This is a genomic window from Thermobacillus composti KWC4 (genome assembly GCF_000227705.2).
GTDB classification, from domain to species: domain Bacteria; phylum Bacillota; class Bacilli; order Paenibacillales; family Paenibacillaceae; genus Thermobacillus; species Thermobacillus xylanilyticus.
The window spans coordinates 3,826,009-3,840,922 of record NC_019897.1; the positions used below are offsets into that span (position 1 = coordinate 3,826,009).

16 protein-coding genes, 1 tRNA gene and 1 riboswitch are annotated in these 14,914 nt (G+C 57.6%); of the genes, 10 read left to right on the top strand and 7 right to left on the bottom strand.

The genetic code is table 11. From position 1 onward, the window contains the following. Window positions 1-20: 20 nt before the first annotated feature. Window positions 21-575: a GNAT family N-acetyltransferase gene (locus THECO_RS17490; RefSeq protein ID WP_015256351.1), complete on the top strand. Its 555-nt coding sequence runs from the start codon at window positions 21-23 to the stop codon at window positions 573-575. Here the strand turns inward: THECO_RS17490 and THECO_RS17495 are convergent. After that, window positions 544-1,812, bottom strand: coding sequence for an EAL domain-containing protein (locus THECO_RS17495; protein WP_015256352.1), 1,269 nt, complete (start codon window positions 1,810-1,812; stop codon window positions 544-546). The two genes, THECO_RS17490 and THECO_RS17495, sit on opposite strands and share 32 nt — an antisense overlap. Before the next feature lie 95 nt (window positions 1,813-1,907). Further along, on the bottom strand, window positions 1,908-2,201 hold the full coding sequence (locus tag THECO_RS17500; protein ID WP_015256353.1) for a hypothetical protein: 294 nt from the start codon (window positions 2,199-2,201) through the stop codon (window positions 1,908-1,910). 229 nt (window positions 2,202-2,430) lie between these two features. Here THECO_RS17500 and motA point away from each other — a divergent pair, with 229 nt between their 5' ends. Further along, window positions 2,431-3,246 carry a flagellar motor stator protein MotA gene (gene motA, locus THECO_RS17505; RefSeq protein ID WP_015256354.1) on the top strand — a complete coding sequence of 272 codons (816 nt, stop codon included), beginning with the start codon at window positions 2,431-2,433 and terminating at the stop codon, window positions 3,244-3,246. Continuing rightward, the gene (locus THECO_RS17510; protein WP_015256355.1) at window positions 3,230-4,069 is read left to right on the top strand and encodes a flagellar motor protein MotB; all 840 of its coding nucleotides are present in this window, start codon (window positions 3,230-3,232) and stop codon (window positions 4,067-4,069) included. The genes motA and THECO_RS17510 overlap by 17 nt, the downstream gene beginning before the upstream one ends. A 59-nt stretch (window positions 4,070-4,128) precedes the next feature. Here the strand turns inward: THECO_RS17510 and THECO_RS17515 are convergent, their stop codons facing one another. Further along, the gene (locus tag THECO_RS17515; protein ID WP_015256356.1) at window positions 4,129-5,982 is read right to left on the bottom strand and encodes an ATP-binding protein; all 1,854 of its coding nucleotides are present in this window, start codon (window positions 5,980-5,982) and stop codon (window positions 4,129-4,131) included. 184 nt (window positions 5,983-6,166) lie between these two features. Here THECO_RS17515 and tadA point away from each other — a divergent pair, with 184 nt between their 5' ends. Further along, window positions 6,167-6,634 (top strand): tRNA adenosine(34) deaminase TadA, encoded by a 468-nt coding sequence (gene tadA / locus THECO_RS17520; RefSeq protein WP_015256357.1) that lies wholly within the window; start codon window positions 6,167-6,169, stop codon window positions 6,632-6,634. Here tadA and THECO_RS17525 read toward each other — a convergent pair. Further along, window positions 6,629-6,823: an aspartyl-phosphate phosphatase Spo0E family protein gene (locus THECO_RS17525; protein ID WP_041854626.1), complete on the bottom strand. Its 195-nt coding sequence runs from the start codon at window positions 6,821-6,823 to the stop codon at window positions 6,629-6,631. The two genes, tadA and THECO_RS17525, sit on opposite strands and share 6 nt — an antisense overlap. A 250-nt stretch (window positions 6,824-7,073) precedes the next feature. Beyond that, window positions 7,074-7,161: riboswitch (cyclic di-GMP riboswitch) on the top strand. A gap of 107 nt (window positions 7,162-7,268) precedes the next feature. Between THECO_RS17525 and THECO_RS17530 the strand changes: the two genes are divergently transcribed. The 3 genes from THECO_RS17530 (at window position 7,269) to THECO_RS17540 (ending at window position 9,482) form a co-directional block, all read left to right on the top strand. Then, window positions 7,269-8,084, top strand: coding sequence for a PilZ domain-containing protein (locus THECO_RS17530; protein ID WP_015256359.1), 816 nt, complete (start codon window positions 7,269-7,271; stop codon window positions 8,082-8,084). 70 nt (window positions 8,085-8,154) lie between these two features. After that, window positions 8,155-8,232, top strand: a tRNA-Arg gene (locus THECO_RS17535). Window positions 8,233-8,420: 188 nt separating this feature from the next. Then, window positions 8,421-9,482, top strand: coding sequence for a tyrosine-type recombinase/integrase (locus THECO_RS17540; RefSeq protein ID WP_015256360.1), 1,062 nt, complete (start codon window positions 8,421-8,423; stop codon window positions 9,480-9,482). Between the two features lie 50 nt (window positions 9,483-9,532). Here THECO_RS17540 and THECO_RS17545 read toward each other — a convergent pair whose 3' ends face one another. The 3 genes from THECO_RS17545 to THECO_RS17555 form a co-directional block, all read right to left on the bottom strand. After that, window positions 9,533-9,796 carry a hypothetical protein gene (locus tag THECO_RS17545; protein ID WP_015256361.1) on the bottom strand — a complete coding sequence of 88 codons (264 nt, stop codon included), beginning with the start codon at window positions 9,794-9,796 and terminating at the stop codon, window positions 9,533-9,535. A 215-nt stretch (window positions 9,797-10,011) separates the two neighbouring features. After that, window positions 10,012-10,413, bottom strand: coding sequence for a hypothetical protein (locus THECO_RS17550; RefSeq protein WP_041853980.1), 402 nt, complete (start codon window positions 10,411-10,413; stop codon window positions 10,012-10,014). A 144-nt stretch (window positions 10,414-10,557) separates the two neighbouring features. Continuing rightward, a complete protein-coding gene (locus THECO_RS17555; RefSeq protein ID WP_015256363.1) occupies window positions 10,558-10,899 on the bottom strand; it encodes a hypothetical protein in 342 nt (113 codons plus the stop codon). Between the two features lie 1,087 nt (window positions 10,900-11,986). Between THECO_RS17555 and THECO_RS22765 the strand changes: the two genes are divergently transcribed. The 3 genes from THECO_RS22765 to THECO_RS17570 all read left to right on the top strand — a co-directional run bounded on the left by THECO_RS22765 (window position 11,987) and on the right by THECO_RS17570 (window position 14,866). Continuing rightward, window positions 11,987-12,586 carry a DUF6431 domain-containing protein gene (locus tag THECO_RS22765; protein ID WP_408646052.1) on the top strand — a complete coding sequence of 200 codons (600 nt, stop codon included), beginning with the start codon at window positions 11,987-11,989 and terminating at the stop codon, window positions 12,584-12,586. A 100-nt stretch (window positions 12,587-12,686) separates the two neighbouring features. Then, window positions 12,687-14,066 carry a DDE-type integrase/transposase/recombinase gene (locus tag THECO_RS17565; protein ID WP_015253877.1) on the top strand — a complete coding sequence of 460 codons (1,380 nt, stop codon included), beginning with the start codon at window positions 12,687-12,689 and terminating at the stop codon, window positions 14,064-14,066. Beyond that, a complete protein-coding gene (locus THECO_RS17570) occupies window positions 14,063-14,866 on the top strand; it encodes an ExeA family protein (protein WP_015253876.1) in 804 nt (267 codons plus the stop codon). Before THECO_RS17565 ends, THECO_RS17570 begins: the two co-directional genes overlap by 4 nt. Window positions 14,867-14,914 lie beyond the last annotated feature (48 nt).

Below are 14,914 nucleotides of genomic sequence, written 5' to 3' on the forward strand. Positions count from 1 at the left end.
GCCGCAAGGGGGGTACGGGGATGACGGATATGAAGGCAGAGCACGATGGAGACGGCGGACTCCCCGTGGAGCTGCGCGGCATGCGCATCGTGCCGATGTCGGCCGCCCATGCCGAAGCGATCTGCAGCTGGCGCTATCCCCCGCCGTACGACCGGTTCAACTGGCCATCCTGGGAAGAAATGAGCGCCCGCGGCATCGAGTTCGGCGACCCGTGGCTGCGGGAAACGCAGTACGCCGCCGTGCTGAACGTTAGGGATGAGCTGATCGGCTACGTCCAATTTTTCCCACTGCTGAAGGTTACCCGACTCGGCCTCGGTCTGCGCCCGGACCTGTGCGGCAAAGGCGCGGGCGCCGTCCTGACCCGGCTCGCCGCGGAAGAAGCGCTCCGGCGCTCTCCCGGCGACGAAGTCGATCTGGAGGTGCTCGCCTGGAATACCCGCGCCATCCGCGCCTACGAGAAGGCCGGCTTCGTTCTGGACGACACTTACTGCCGCCAGACCTCCGCCGGCCCTGAAATGTTCCATTGCATGGTCTACCGGCCCGCTATTCCGCAAGCCCCGAACCATCCGTTTTGACCGCCGCTTCTTCATCCATGATATCGAAGAGCACGATGAGACCCGGCGCAAGCGAAGCGGAGATCGTGCGGATCCATCGGCGCGTGCCGAGATCCGTGTAACTCCGCGAAATGTTCGCGTTCACGCCGACCGCGGGGTGCAGCATGTCGGCCACAAAATACGGCCGCCAGCTCCAGTTCGAGCCGCGGTACTCAGGCTGCCTCACCCAACGGCCGCCCTCGCGCTGGAAGTTGGACGACAGCTGCTCGCCGTCCTCCCGGCACAGATAGACGCGGATGCAGGTATCCGGCAGCTTCTCCGCCAGTCCTTCGACAAGCCGGTCGTACCGGTCGGCATCGTCTGCCGAACCGCCGGCGCTGCCCAGGCCGCTCCGGACGGACTGCAGGCAGCCGGACAGCATCTCGCCGGTTTCCCGCCAGCGGGCTTCCGACCGCCGGACGCTCCGGCGATGCTCCGCCAGTCCCCTGTCCACGATGCCGGCATACCGATCCTTCGGCTGAAATTCCGGCTCGGCCGGCGCGAACAGATACCCTTGCACATACCGGGCGCCCAGCTGGATGGCCCGCTGCAGATCGTCCTCGGTCTCGACGCCCTCGATCAGGAGCGACGCCCCGATCTGCTCGGCGAGGACCGAGTAGCTGCGGAGCACGGCCAGATAGCCGCTGTGGCTTGCGCTGCGCTTCATGAGGTGAATGTCCACCTTCAGAATGTCCGGGTGAAGCTCGGCGATCCGATCAGCCGAATTGAACCCGGTGCCGGTGTCGTCGATGGCGATCCGGCAGCCGGCGCGGCGATAGACGCCCACGATCTCACTCAGCCGCTGCATGGAGCCGGCATAACGGTCTTCCGTGATCTCGATGACCACCCGGTCCGGATCGATCCCGTGCCGCTCCAGCATGCGGAGCGTCTGCAGCTTCCCTTCATCCTGGTAGGTCCGGTCGATCCAGGAAGGCTTGACGTTCAGGAACAGCAGCGGCCGCTGCGTTTCCGACGCCTGCGCCAGACGGGCGATGGCGCGTTCACGTATGATGCGGTCGACCCGGACCTGCTCCCGGACATCCGCGTTCGCATCCGTGAAGAACGGACCGAGGCTGGCCGCTCCTTCGTCCGTGCGGTACCGGCCCAACACTTCATAACCGATCACGAGCCGGCTGTCCAATGCCAGGATGGGCTGAAAATAAGGCATCAGATCGCGTTCGTCCAGCATGAAGGGCTGCACCGTATATTTCAGCGACATGGTTTTGAACTCCTTGAGGCGTTAATGTCACATATTTTCACATGCTTACATTACCTCGATTGTACGGATTCTGTAATTCTTTGTAAAGCATGCGTTCAAATGAGCCGGACGATGCGGCTTTCCCTGTTATTAATGGAAACTTCAATTACATGGAACTTCGGATGGTAGACGACTTTGCCGGCGCCGACGGCAATGACCGGCTGCGCGCCGAGTCCGTAGAACACGTCATCCGCAATGGCTTCCAGCGTCTCGCGCCGCTCCTGTTCCCCCAGCCCGGCCCATTCTTCGGCCTCCATGCCGCACAACCGGTAGCTGTCCTCGATGCCGCCCACCGCTTCGGTCAACTCCCGCAAAATGTCCCCGTACGCCCGACCGTGCCTGACTCCCATAGACATCCATCCTTTCGAAGCCGCAGCATTTTATCCGCGGGAAGAACGCGTTTCCCCGCGGCATTGGCCGGCCGCCGGCCTGCACGGCTGATTTTGTCGGCTCAAAATCTAATAATCTCCACAAGAATGACGATAAATACTATATGGCATGTGTCGATCGGACCCGATTCATGCCGCAAGGCGTATCCCAGTCCTACCATCATCTCTTAAAGTCAGTGCGAGGTGTCTTATGGAGAAATCGACCATTACCGGCATCATTCTCGGCATTGTGGCGATCATCGGAGGCATGTTGTTGAAACACGCGCCTCTGGCACAATTGATCAACCCCGCCGCTTACGTCATCATTCTCGTCGGTACGGCCGCATCGTTGTTCATAGCGTTTCCGATGTCCGAACTGAAGAAGTTTCCCGCACTGATCCGAATTCTCTTCAAGAAGCAGGAGCTGGTCTCGCGAGAAGAATTGATCCGGCTGTTCATGGAATGGGCGACGATCACCCGCCGCGAAGGTCTGCTTGCGCTGGAGTCGCGGGTGGATGACATCGAGGATCCGTTCCTTCGCAACGGCATGCGGATGATCATCGACGGCCAGGACCAGGACTTCGTGCGCGATGTTCTGCTGGAAGAAATCCATGCGACCGAACAGCGGCACAAAGCGGGAGCGCAGATCTTCTCCCAGGCCGGCATGTACGCTCCGGCGCTCGGCGTGCTCGGCGCCGTCATCGGCCTGATCGCCGCGCTTTCGGATATGACCGACATGGCCCAGCTTGCGTACTCCATCGCCGCCGCGTTCATTGCCACAATGCTTGGTATTTTTACCGGGTATGTGCTCTGGCATCCGATTTCCAACAAGCTGAGGCGGCTCTCCCAGCGGGAAACCGAACTTCGGCTCATGATGGTTGAAGGCTTGCTGTCGATTCAATCCGGCGTCTCCACGATTGCCATCAACCAGAAGCTGTCCGTCTTCCTGACGCCGCAAGAACGGCAAGCGCTGCATGAACGCGAGGAACGCGAAAGGGAGGCGAGAGGCGTTGAGCAGACGGCATAGACACGAGGATCACGAAGAGCATCCCAATGAGACCTGGCTCGTACCTTACGCGGATCTGCTCACGCTGCTGCTTGCGCTGTTCATCGTGCTGTACGCCATGAGCTCCGTCGATGCGCAGAAGTTCCAGGAGATGAGCCGGGCGTTCAGCGTGGCGTTCAATTCCGGCATCGGCGTTCTGGATCAATCGGCCGTCGTCGTGTCCGTGGATCAAATGACGAACTCGACCGACATGGTTCGGTTGTCCGGCGGGAAAGAAGGCGTTGCCTCCAGCGAAGCGGCGCGCCGGGCGGAACAGGAGCTTCGGGAGTTCGAGCAGCTGCGCGACCAGCTCAGTCAGTATATCCAGGAAAACAATTTGTCGACACAGCTCGATATCCAATTGAATCATTCGTCCCTGCTCATTACGATCAGCGACAATGCGCTGTTCGCTTCCGGCAAAGCGGACCTCACGCCGGAAGCCAAGGAGCTCGGCGTTGCGATCGGCACGATGCTGAGAAATTACCCGGGCTACGAGATATCCGTCGAAGGGCATACCGACAACCAGCCGATCAACACGGCCGAATTCGAATCCAACTACGAACTCAGCGCGAAACGCGCGATCAACTTCATGAGGGTGCTGATCGAGGCGGGCAATCTCGATCCCCGCTTGGTCAGCTCGACCGGATACGGGGAATTCCGGCCCGTGGCGGACAACGACACGCCCGAAGGCCGCGCGAAGAACCGGCGCGTCGAAGTTTCCATTCTCCGCAAATTCACGGATGCGTCGGCCGTTGAGTCGCTGCAGGTGTCCGGCAATAACGCGGCAGCAACGAAGGATTCATGAGCAGCTATGCCTTGGACCCCCCTGTGCGAAGCGCAGGGGGGTCTTCATCGTCCGCCGGCTCATTCCACCGCGGGCAGGTTGATCGTAACGGTCGTGCCCTCCCCGACTGTGCTGCGGATCTCCATCGTCCCTTGATGGCTCTGGATGATGCGCTGGCTGATCATGATGCCAAGTCCGGTCCCCGACTCCTTGCTGGTCACGAACGGATCGCCCAGCTTCGGAATCATCTCTTCCGATATGCCGACGCCGTGATCCCGGATGGTGATCACGATCCAGCCCGGCTGTTTCCGGGCTTCGATCTCGATCTCGCCGCCCTTGGGCATCGCCTCGATCGCATTTTTCAATATATTGATGAATACCTGTTTCAGATGATTCTCCTCGCAGGCCACCTCGCAGGGCTCGCTGTCGAAAGAAGTGGTGAATACAATATTGCACAGATGCGCCTGACTGTCGAGCAGCGAGATGACATCGCCCAGGATGAACCGCACATCCTGAATCCGGAATTTCGTCGCCTGCGGTTTCGCCAGAATCAGAAATTCACTGACAATCAGATTGATCCGGTCGAGCTCTGACAGCATGATATCGATGTGCCGCTGATTCAGCTTGTTCGTCTGCTGCTGGAGCTGCAGGAATCCGCGCAGTGTCGTGAGCGGATTGCGGATCTCGTGGGCCACCCCCGCGGCAAGCTGGCCGACGGTATTCAGTTTCTCCGCGCGGCGCAGAAGCTCATCCATTTTGTTCCGATTCGTCATGTCGCGCGTAATGCTGGCGAACGCCTGGATGACGCCGTTCCTGTCGCGGATTGCCGAGGTGGTGACGCTGACTTCGAAGCAGGAGCCGTCTTTCCGGCGGCGGATCGTCTCGCGCGCCGGCAGCATCTGGCCGGCAAGCAGCGCTTCCCGGGCTTCGAGCTCCTCTTTCATGCCGCTCTCGGGAACGATCGGCAGACTGCGTCCGATCGCCTCTTCCTCGCTCCATCCGAACATCTGCTCGAACGCCGGATTGACGCGGATGAGCACACCGTTCACATCTTCAATATGGATCGCGTCCGTCGTATGGTGGATAATGGACTCGAGGTGTTCCTTCATCGACCGGTTTTCTTCAAACGCCTTCTTGAGCCTGGCCGTGTAGACGTCCAGGTTCTTCGCCATCGCATTGATCCGTTCGGCCAGCTGGCCGGTCTCGTCTTTGCGGTTCACGGCAAGCGGCGTATCGAATCGTCCGGATGCCACTTCATCCACCTTGCCCAGAATTTGGCGCAGCGGACGGATCAGCACATAAGCGAGCCCGTAATTGATGGCGACCGCTGCCGGGAGAAGGAGAACGGACAGGGAGATCTGATAATTTCGCGTCTCCCTGATCATGCCGTACATGGGCGACAGGTCCGCCGCGATGCGCACGGCAAGCCCCGATTCGGGAAATCCGAACGTGCCGGCAAGCAAGGTCTTTCCTCCGCTTCTGAGCGAGCGGTAAACCTCGCCGCTTCGCATGGCCTCGGCCAGATCGGCCGAATCCGTCCCGCTCGCATGGATGTCGTAGCTGCCGTACAGCAGACGTCCGGTGAGTTCCTGCGATGCAGCGTTCCCCGCTTCCCGCGCGGATGAGGAGCCGGCCCCCCCTTCTTCCGCCGGACGGAATACCGCGATTTCCATGATGTTGCGGTGCAGGGACTGATAATCCTGAATGAGTGCGGTCGGATCCAGGCCGGACGAGTTTTTATCCGGCCCGTCTGCCGATCGCGTTACCCGGGCGGCATGCTCCGTGACGCTTGCGGCGATGTTGTGCATCAGTTCTTGCACTTCGCGCTTCAGGTTGACCCGCATCGCATAATCGTTCACAATGACGGTGAGTGTCTGGAAAATGATCACGATGGTCGATAGGATCAAGGTCAACCTGATCTTGAATGACAACACGGGCACCTCCTTCCATACAGCCAAAACTTGTGGATAACATCGGTATCTCGATTTCCAGGATGTGGACAACTGTGGACAAATCTTTAGTTATCCACCGATTTATGCACAACGTGTTAACAACGAATATCTGTTCGCGGTATAGACAGTCAAAAGTGCAGGATCGAACAGCGGAGGAGGCAGATGAATGAGCTTTGCAGAGGACGATGTGCGCTTCATGCGCGAAGCCATAGAGGAAGCGAAAAAAGCAAAGTCGTTGCGGGAAGTCCCGATCGGCGCAATTATTGTGAAAAACGGGGAGATCATCGGCAGAGGCCACAATCTGCGCGAGACGATGCGCGATCCGACCGCCCATGCCGAAATACTGGCCATCCGTCAGGCCAGCGAGCATCTGAATGCCTGGCGGCTGCTCGATTGCACGCTGTATGTCACGCTGGAACCATGCCCAATGTGCGCCGGCGCCATCCTGCAGTCCCGGATCGCTCGCGTCGTCTACGGAACGGACGATCCGAAAGCAGGCTGCGCAGGCACGCTGATGAATTTGTTGCAGGACAGGCGATTCAATCATCGTACCGAGGTCATATCCGATGTGCTGCGCAGCGAATGCTCCGAATTGCTCACCAGCTTCTTCCGGGCGCTGCGCAATCGTTCATAAGCGTGGGGCTTTTTTGTCGGGAATGGTCAACTCGTCCCGTTGCAGCTGCTGCAGTGCGACGATGAGCCTGTCCGCCTCTTCGCTCAGGGCGAGGACTTCCGGGTCGGTTAGACTTCCTCTTGCTTCCGCAAGTGCGTGCAGACGAAAGCGAAGCGTTTGCAGCTGTCCCAGCAAGCGATCTTTCTTCATCTGCCTCAGTCTCCCCCGATAGAAGTTATGGATTGTGCTTCCATTATACACTTCTTGATCCACAGAATTTGTAAGTTTTTGTCGATTGGACTCCACTTTTTTCTGCCGCTTTTCGACACGAGCATAGTGCCAAGGCTGCATGACTTGCGGCTCCATCCTATGAAAATTGGCATTGCCATTTCAATACAATTTACAGTATAATGAACTTTGCAGATTCTTGAAATATGACTGACATCTATATCGGCATCGAATCAGCAAAGGGCAAACTTGTCGAAAGGCAAGGACGCAAAGCTAAGGGTCTACGGCTCCGCACGAGCTATGATCGCCTGGTTACCGGGATTCGGATGTACCTGTCGCTGCATGTAACGGTAGACCATCCCTGCTAATCGGGGATGGTTTTTTTGTCATACAGGAGTCCCATACAGAAAGGAGTTGTGGAAGGACCATGCCGTTATCCAACACTTCCCCGTCACCGAGAAATTCGTCGACCGGCTCGATGGGATACGACGTCTCGGTGCTGATGGACTCGAAAGCCGTCGTCGAAAAAAAAGGATTTGTATCGACTGGCACGCTGACCTATGTCGCCGGCGAGCTGCTGGAGATTGAATTCCCGCAATACGACCAGTTCATGCTCGGCGAAAAGGTCAAGGTCATGATTTACGCCAAGGGCGGCATCTATGTGTTCGAATCAACGGTGCTTGCGAAGGATCAGGGCGCGCTGGTCGTGCTGAACCCTCCCGAGAATCGCCGCAAATTCCAGGACAAGCGGCAGGATCCGCGGGTGCCGGTCAGAGAGCAGGCCCGGGTGCTCAGTCTGTATGAACATGCGCGCAAGGTGGAACGGAAGTTCCCGGATCCGCCGACCGTTCTGCTGGACAACATCAGCATGTCCGGAATCGGCTTGCTGTTCAATATCGATCTTCCGCTGCAGACGCGGAACCAGCTTCACCTTGAATTGGATCTCGGCAACCGCTTTGAATGCAGGACGGAGATCGTTCATCTGCAGCGCACCGAGGAAGGCACCCGGTGCGGAACGCGCATTATCGAGCTGAAAGATGACCACGCGAATTGGTTGCGTTCCTACATCCTGAGATCGCAGATCGAGGCTTACTACCGCGAGAAGTCGGAGAAACTGCGCAAAGAGATGCTCGGCGAGGAAGGGGAGACTGAATTCGACATCCAGGCCGAACAGACGGAGCCGGTCAAAACGGATCGTGCGCCGCAGACCTACCTGTTCAACGATTCCAGATACGAAGGTTGATGCGGCAACGATTTTCAGGTCGCCGTCCCTTCCTTCGACAGTCGCAATGTGGTATAATACATCTTGCTGCGCGCCCGTAGCTCAGCTGGATAGAGCGACAGTTTCCTAAACTGTGCGTCGTGGGTTCGAGTCCCACCGTGGCGCGCCAGTTCCATAAATCCTTTGTCCCGCAAGGGTTTGCGGGTTTGAGGATCCGGGACTGTGCACTCGAAAGGCGCACAGTCTTGGTCTTTCAAAACCGTGAACTGTCGGTCTTGACTCGGATTGTTGGCCTGAACAAGCAATGAGACCGATTGCGCCCTCCTGCAGATCAAAATCTGGCAGGAGGGTTTTGTTATGGTTATGTCCGCTGATCCAAGAAAAGGCCGAAGGATCGTAAAGGGCAGAACGAGGGATCTGCAGCAGGTTCCGAGCGAAAACATGGTCACATTGGACCACGCTTTCCAAATCTTTTACTCCTCCAAAAAGGCCGAAGGAATGAGGGAACGAACGCTCGAGGAATACGTGAATGGTTGGCGGTACTTTCGGGAATGGCTTAACCAGTACGATCCGGAAATCCGGTTCATTCAGCAAATCGGAGCAGAACACTTGCGCTCCTATGTCGATTACATGGCAAACAAACGGAAATACTCGGAAGTGCCCTGCCGGATGCAGACCGAAGAAACTTTATCCCCCTATACCGTGGCATTCCGATTGCGCATTCTTCGTACCATGTTCAATTTCCTGCATCGGGAAAACATCATCGGGGACAATCCGATCAGCAACATAAAACAACCCCGTTTTGATCACAAGGAGAAAGACACGCTGACGGAGGAGCAGTTGGAGAGATTGCTTGCCGCTCCAGACACCTCGACCTATGCGGGATTTCGGGATCGAACCCTGATGATGCTCCTTGCCGACGGCGGTTTCCGGATTCACGAAGCATTGCGGTTGAAAGCAGAGAATATCGATCCCAAAACCAGATGCGTGCATTTGCCCGGCTGGATGAACAAAAACCGCAAGCCCCGCATGGTTCCCGTCTCTGTCCACGTGCTGCGCGAGGTCTTGCGGCTGATCGATGAGAACCAGCGTTATTTCAACTCCGACTACATTTTCCTGTCGAATTACGGCGAGCCCCTGAAAGCCGATCATTTTCGAAAGCGCCTCAAACTTTACGCCAAAGCGGCGGGCATTCCGAGTGAACTCGTTTCGCCTCACCGCTTTCGCAGTTTCTTCTGCCGGCAGTTCCTGATGAATGGCGGAGACTTGTTTACGCTGCAGCGGATCGTGGCTCATGCTAGCATTGAAACGACCAGGCGTTATGTTCCCATGAACGATGAAATGATCCGTCAGCAGCATGAGCATTTTTCTCCGATCTCCCGCATGGGATGGAGCCGCATCAACAAACGGAGACTGTAACCGGGAGAACCCCGTTGCATAAAGGGAGAGGTGACGGACCTCTTCCCTTATCATTCCTCGTAGGGATCCGCAACGTGCGGTCCTTCGAAGACAAACACGTCCTCCGGCCGCATGACCTGTTTCCAGTCGCAGTCCCGGCACATGACAACCGGAACGGAGCCTTCAGGCAAAGGGTGGACGGCAACCTTGCCCACTTCCGGCTCAAGCACCTCGCCTTCCTTCGTCATCGCGCCCAGGAGCAGTTCCCCGAAGCAGACCGGGCAATACACATACTCCTCGGTTCCCGTCTCTTCGTTGATGCGCACCGCATTCATTCGTCCCATCTCCTTTATCGTCGAATATGGACATGGCTCCAACTCAAACGTAGAACGTCTTTGGCGGGGATTTCAAGTCAAATTTGCGGCCCCCGGTTTCATCGCATCTTCATGCGAATCAACCGGGTGCCGCAGGACCAGGCGAGGGAAACGAGGCGCGGTGCATGGACGGAAAGGCGAGAAACAGGCCCGGGCCGGCCCCGCCGGCTGACTGCTCAGGAACCGTTTTGCCCCGCCGCCGGGGATACGCCCCGCATCTCCATCTTGAACTCTTTCCAGCGCTGTGCCCGTTCCCGGTCTTCGGGGGTCAAATTCTCCTTGCAAAACAGGTTGAAAGCGTTCGTCAGAATGACGGATTTGGGCATGTCATAGCAATGCGCCAGATAGTCGAGCAGATCGCTTTCCTGTTCGTTCAGGTAGACCGCCACCTTCACGGTTCGGGATTCACCGTTCATCTTCTTGCGCGAAACCGCAAAGCCCAAAGGCTGAAGCGTGCGGCGCGCCTTCCGTTCCGCCCGGCGCTTCGCCAGGCAGGCGTTGCACACCGAAGGAACGGCCACATCCCGGAAATTGATGCGGAGGATGCGCCCGCTTGCGTCAACCTCGCGCCGGGGCATGGTTTCCCCGCAGTCCGTGCAAGTAAAGCATTCATTATGATCTGGATGAATGAATTGCACTTTTGCAGACATGTTTCTGAATCTCCTTTCCTACTATGAAACTCGGGGCCAGAACGGGCCCCATAACGTCCGGAAATCCCGGACTTACGCGGAAAGGATGCGGGGAAACAGGCGGGCCGTTTCCGCTTCAAGCAGAAGCAGGATGCAGCAAAGTTCATCTTTTGCTTCATCCAGGCTTGCCGCCGCAAGGAGCACGGAATACTCCAGCGTGCACTCCGAATCGTTTTCCGAGAACGTTTCAACGTGAACGTTGGAGCACTGACAGAGCACCATCCTCTTTGCCTGCAGGTACGAGGATTGGGGACGGGACATCTCGGCGCGTTCCCTGACCAAGGCGGCAAAGCGCGCATCGCTGCGTTGCCAAAGTTCAACCTGGATCGACTTGCCGGGAAAAACGGCGGGACTGTCAAAAGGAGAAAAATGCATAGATACCCTCCTGCCACTGGTTCAAAATCGGCTCAACTTGATGAGCCATAAGCAGAAGGGATGCAGATGTGCGGCATTCAAGGAAACCGAAGCAGGTTCCGCGAGGGCCAAAGCATAGAGGATTCAAAGGGAAATTGAAACACGCGAGGAATGAAAGTTTGGAGAAATTTGCTTTCGGATTTTCTGATTCTATTTTAATGGACGCCGGAACGCATTTTCAAATTTTTACGGCAACAATTTTTCTCACGCGGCCCGGTTCGGGGCATCAACGTTTCTGAAATCGCCCGCCCCGCTTCTTCGAATCCGCCCGCGTCACAAGAAAAAAGCGATCAGGGCGAGAAAAACGGCCGGAAACGGTTTGAAATCGCCGGCATCCGAGACAACCTGCGGATTTCGAAAAAAATACAACGCCCCTTCCGACCGGCTTTAGGCCGCTTGCCAAAAAGCCAAGGCCCGGAGATTTGCCCCCGGGCCTGGCCACTGATGCCATGGAAGCCTTTCAACTTGTCATGGCATTGACGGCCTTCAGCACGTCTCTGCTGACGCTGCTGAAGTTCATCTTCGACTTTGAGACAGAGACTTTTTCCTCTCCAAGGATAGCGTCACTTTCTGATGCAAAGTATATCTCTTTTTTCTTCACTTATCAAGACTTTGACATGCCAGCCTGATTTGGCAGGAACCCGGCCGGGCCCCTCATAAACAAACGTTGCACCGTTTGCGTTCCAGCGTCAACTTCCCGGCTTCCATGATGCACGGTCTCGGGCTCTCAACAGGAATTTGGTAAAGAGATCTCGAACATCAACAAAATCAAGGCCGGAAAGCCGGCCTCTCCCACGCTTCCAGCAGGTTTCGAATCTGTCCGTTCTCGTCCAACTCAATATATCGTGTCGCCACTCACGTAATTTGACGTGAGAAAGGCGATTTTTTGTTATGTATGTTGGCGGAGGAAATAAACCGTTGGTTGTCGTAAGTAGATGGGAGTTGAGACGACAATCATCAGGAGGATGCAATCTTCGCAGAAAACGCAAATAGGAAGACCCTCAGGTTGGCGCCCAAGTCTTCCTATTTGCCCTGCGAATAAATCGCTATGTCTATCGTAACGGATTGGAATTTGGATGTAAAGCGGTATCTTCAGTCCTGCTCTGACGGCATTCCCGAAGCAGACCGGCCGCGTGTGTGTCCGCACTGCTCCGAAACCGTGATGTTGCATCGGCACGGCCGGTTTTTCCGATGTGTCTTTACTCTCACGGAACGTTTCGTCATTCCCATTTTTCGTTTTCGTTGCCCCCAATGTTCCAGAACGACGAGCGTATTGCCGGCGTTCCTTCTGCCTAAGCAGCAAACGGCGGTCGACATCCAGGAAGAGGTCGTCCGGGGAGAGACCCATGGCGCTTCACGTATAACCATGGCGCAGCAATCCGCCGCCTGGCCCGGCGGTCCGTGGTCCGTACGCACGATCCGGCGGTGGTGCCGCCGCTGGAAGGACATGCTTTCCAAGCTGGAAGATCGGTTGGCTGCGTGGCTTCTTTCCCGGCACCCGCAGGTGGCGTTGCCTCGTGGGCGGGGAGCCGGCTGGTCTTTGTGGTTCGCCTGCTGGGAACGGCTTCGGACATCGGCTCAGGAGGGGTCGCTGCTGCATCGGCTGAACCGATGGGCACGGCCATTGTCGGTGACGGTGCCCGGTTGATGATCCCACAAACGTTGGCTGTCGATGAAAGCCCGGGGGAGCGGCGACAATGGAGGCTGGGGAGATTCCCCGAATCCATATTCCGAGGAGGGTTCTGCCGATGGAACATCCCGAAAGCATCGCCGCTGCCCGGTATGCACTGATTGCGCCGATCGTCAGCCGGCAAACTCCGCTGGCGCCCGGAGAAATGAAGGCGCTGCTGCAGGAGGCGTCCCGCTGCGTCTATGAAGTCCCCGGCGGACGCTCGCGCACCGTGAGCATTCGGACGCTGGAGCGCTGGGTAGAGGCGTATCGCAAGGGCGGCTGGGATGCGCTGAAGCCGCGCGTCCGCAGTTCCAAGGGGCGTTTGCGCATGGACGGGGCCGTGCTGGAGAAGGCCAAACAATTGAGACGTGAAAGGCCCGAACGGAGCGTCGAACAAATCATCTTTCTGCTCGAGGAAGGCGCACTGGTCCCGCCGGGAACGGTTGCACCCAGCACACTGGCGCGCCACCTTCGCCAGGCCGGTCTCAGCCGCCGCAGCGTCATGAAAGAAAACGCGGCATCCGGCCACCGCCGCTTCGAAGCGGAGGATATTCTGGTTCTGGTACAGGCGGACTTCAAGCATTTCGTCTACCTGCCTGACCCGAGGAACCCGAAGAAACGGAGAAAGACGATCTTGTGCCTCGTTCTCGACGATTACAGCCGGTATATCCTGCATGCCCAGTTTTACTTCGACGAGAAGCTGCCGCGGCTGGAAGATTGCCTGAAGAAAGCGATCCTGCGCTGCGGCGTTCCGGAAATGCTGTACGTGGACAATGGAGCGGCGTTTTCGTCCCAGCACCTGACCCGCATCTGCGGGAAGCTGGGGATCGACCTGCGTCATACGCGCCCTTTCCAGCCCCGTGGACGCGGGAAAATTGAGAGGAGCTTTCAGTTCATCGACACGAGTTTCCTTCCCGAAGTGTACGCGCGCATCGAGGCGGGCCAATTGACGACGCTGGAGGAGCTGAACGACGCGCTTTGGGCGTGGATCGACGGCTATTACCACCAGCGGGTGCATGGCGGAACGAAAGAAACCCCTCAGGCCCGTTGGAACGGCAGTTCGCGCCGGCCGAGGCGGGTGTCGCTCGCCGAATTGAACGAGATCTTTCTGTGGGAAGAAACACGCAAGGTGGATGCGACCGGCTGTGTCCGCCTCCTGGGCAATACGTATGAAGTGGACGGCGATCTCGGCAGCCGGCAGGTGACGCTGCGTTACGATCCGTACGACCTGCGGGAGATTCAGGTCTGGTTCGAAGGCGTTCGCCGCGGCAATGCCAAGCCGGTCGAACTGCGGCGTTACCGCGACCGCCGGGTCCCCGCCGACGAGGTCGCGCCGGCAGAAGAAGCGGACGTGCAGCTCTCCTTTCTCGATTTGGCGGAACAGAAACGAAAAGCACAGTGGAAGGAAGAAGAAATCCGCTATGCGTGCACCACCATGGGAGGTGAGAAGCGGTGAGCACGGCGATCCGGCCCTTTACGCGCATGCTGGATATGGTGGACTGTTTTTCGTTTCGCGGTCATGAAGAGGCGTTCGCCCGACTGAGCGTGGCTGTGGCACAGCGTCAGCTCGGAGTGCTGACCGGTGAGGTGGGCAGCGGCAAATCTGCCCTGATCCGTCGGTTGTTCCGCTCGCTCGATCCAATGATGACACTGCCGGTGTACCTGAGCCAGTCCAACCTCAAACCGCGTGATTTTTACAGCGAATTGCTGAGGCAGGTCGGCGAAGTGCCGCCCTACTCGCTGCCGAAAGCCAAGCGGCTGTGGGAAGAGGTTCTTCAGCAACGGGAAGCCCAGGGGGAGCGTTCGCTGCTTGTGGTTGTGGACGAAGCTCACGAGATGAGTGAAGAAATGCTGCTCGAACTTCGCTTTGCTATGGGGGCCCAGATGGACGCGCGCTCCTACTTTCCGATCATCCTGTCGGGACAACCGGAACTGCGGAAGAAGCTGCGCCTGAAGAAGTTCGAGGCAATTGCACAGCGGATCGGCATGCAGTACCATCTGACCGGGATGACGCGCGAGGAAGCCGGCGCCTACATCAAGCATCACATGAGGACGGCCGGTTTGGAGCGTCCGGTATTCTCAGAAAGCGCCGTGCAGATGATCCATGCGGCAAGCCAAGGACTTCCTCGTGTGATCAATCTGATTTGCACCCATGCATTGTATGATGCAGAAGGGAAAGGGCATGAGGTTGTCGAAGAAGCACACATTGGCCGCGTGTTGGCGGATTTGGACAAGCAGCGTGGAGCGGCAGGCTAACCTGCCGCTTTCACATTTCCGGTTGATGATTGGCGACCCAATTCTCAT

What these genes read in the sequence shown, in the direction of transcription:
- THECO_RS17545 (WP_015256361.1), bottom strand. Translation starts at nt 9,796, where the DNA reads ATGAATGCGGTGCGCATCAACGAAGAGACGGGAACCGAGGAGTATGTG.
- tadA (WP_015256357.1), top strand. Translation starts at nt 6,167, where the DNA reads ATGAGCTTTGCAGAGGACGATGTGCGCTTCATGCGCGAAGCCATAGAG.
- THECO_RS17525 (WP_041854626.1), bottom strand. Translation starts at nt 6,823, where the DNA reads ATGAAGAAAGATCGCTTGCTGGGACAGCTGCAAACGCTTCGCTTTCGT.
- THECO_RS17555 (WP_015256363.1), bottom strand. Translation starts at nt 10,899, where the DNA reads ATGCATTTTTCTCCTTTTGACAGTCCCGCCGTTTTTCCCGGCAAGTCG.
- THECO_RS17490 (WP_015256351.1), top strand. Translation starts at nt 21, where the DNA reads ATGACGGATATGAAGGCAGAGCACGATGGAGACGGCGGACTCCCCGTG.
- THECO_RS17495 (WP_015256352.1), bottom strand. Translation starts at nt 1,812, where the DNA reads ATGTCGCTGAAATATACGGTGCAGCCCTTCATGCTGGACGAACGCGAT.
- THECO_RS17550 (WP_041853980.1), bottom strand. Translation starts at nt 10,413, where the DNA reads ATGCCCCGGCGCGAGGTTGACGCAAGCGGGCGCATCCTCCGCATCAAT.
- THECO_RS17565 (WP_015253877.1), top strand. Translation starts at nt 12,687, where the DNA reads ATGGAACATCCCGAAAGCATCGCCGCTGCCCGGTATGCACTGATTGCG.
- THECO_RS17530 (WP_015256359.1), top strand. Translation starts at nt 7,269, where the DNA reads ATGCCGTTATCCAACACTTCCCCGTCACCGAGAAATTCGTCGACCGGC.
- THECO_RS17500 (WP_015256353.1), bottom strand. Translation starts at nt 2,201, where the DNA reads ATGGGAGTCAGGCACGGTCGGGCGTACGGGGACATTTTGCGGGAGTTG.
- motA (WP_015256354.1), top strand. Translation starts at nt 2,431, where the DNA reads ATGGAGAAATCGACCATTACCGGCATCATTCTCGGCATTGTGGCGATC.
- THECO_RS22765 (WP_408646052.1), top strand. Translation starts at nt 11,987, where the DNA reads ATGTCTATCGTAACGGATTGGAATTTGGATGTAAAGCGGTATCTTCAG.
- THECO_RS17540 (WP_015256360.1), top strand. Translation starts at nt 8,421, where the DNA reads ATGGTTATGTCCGCTGATCCAAGAAAAGGCCGAAGGATCGTAAAGGGC.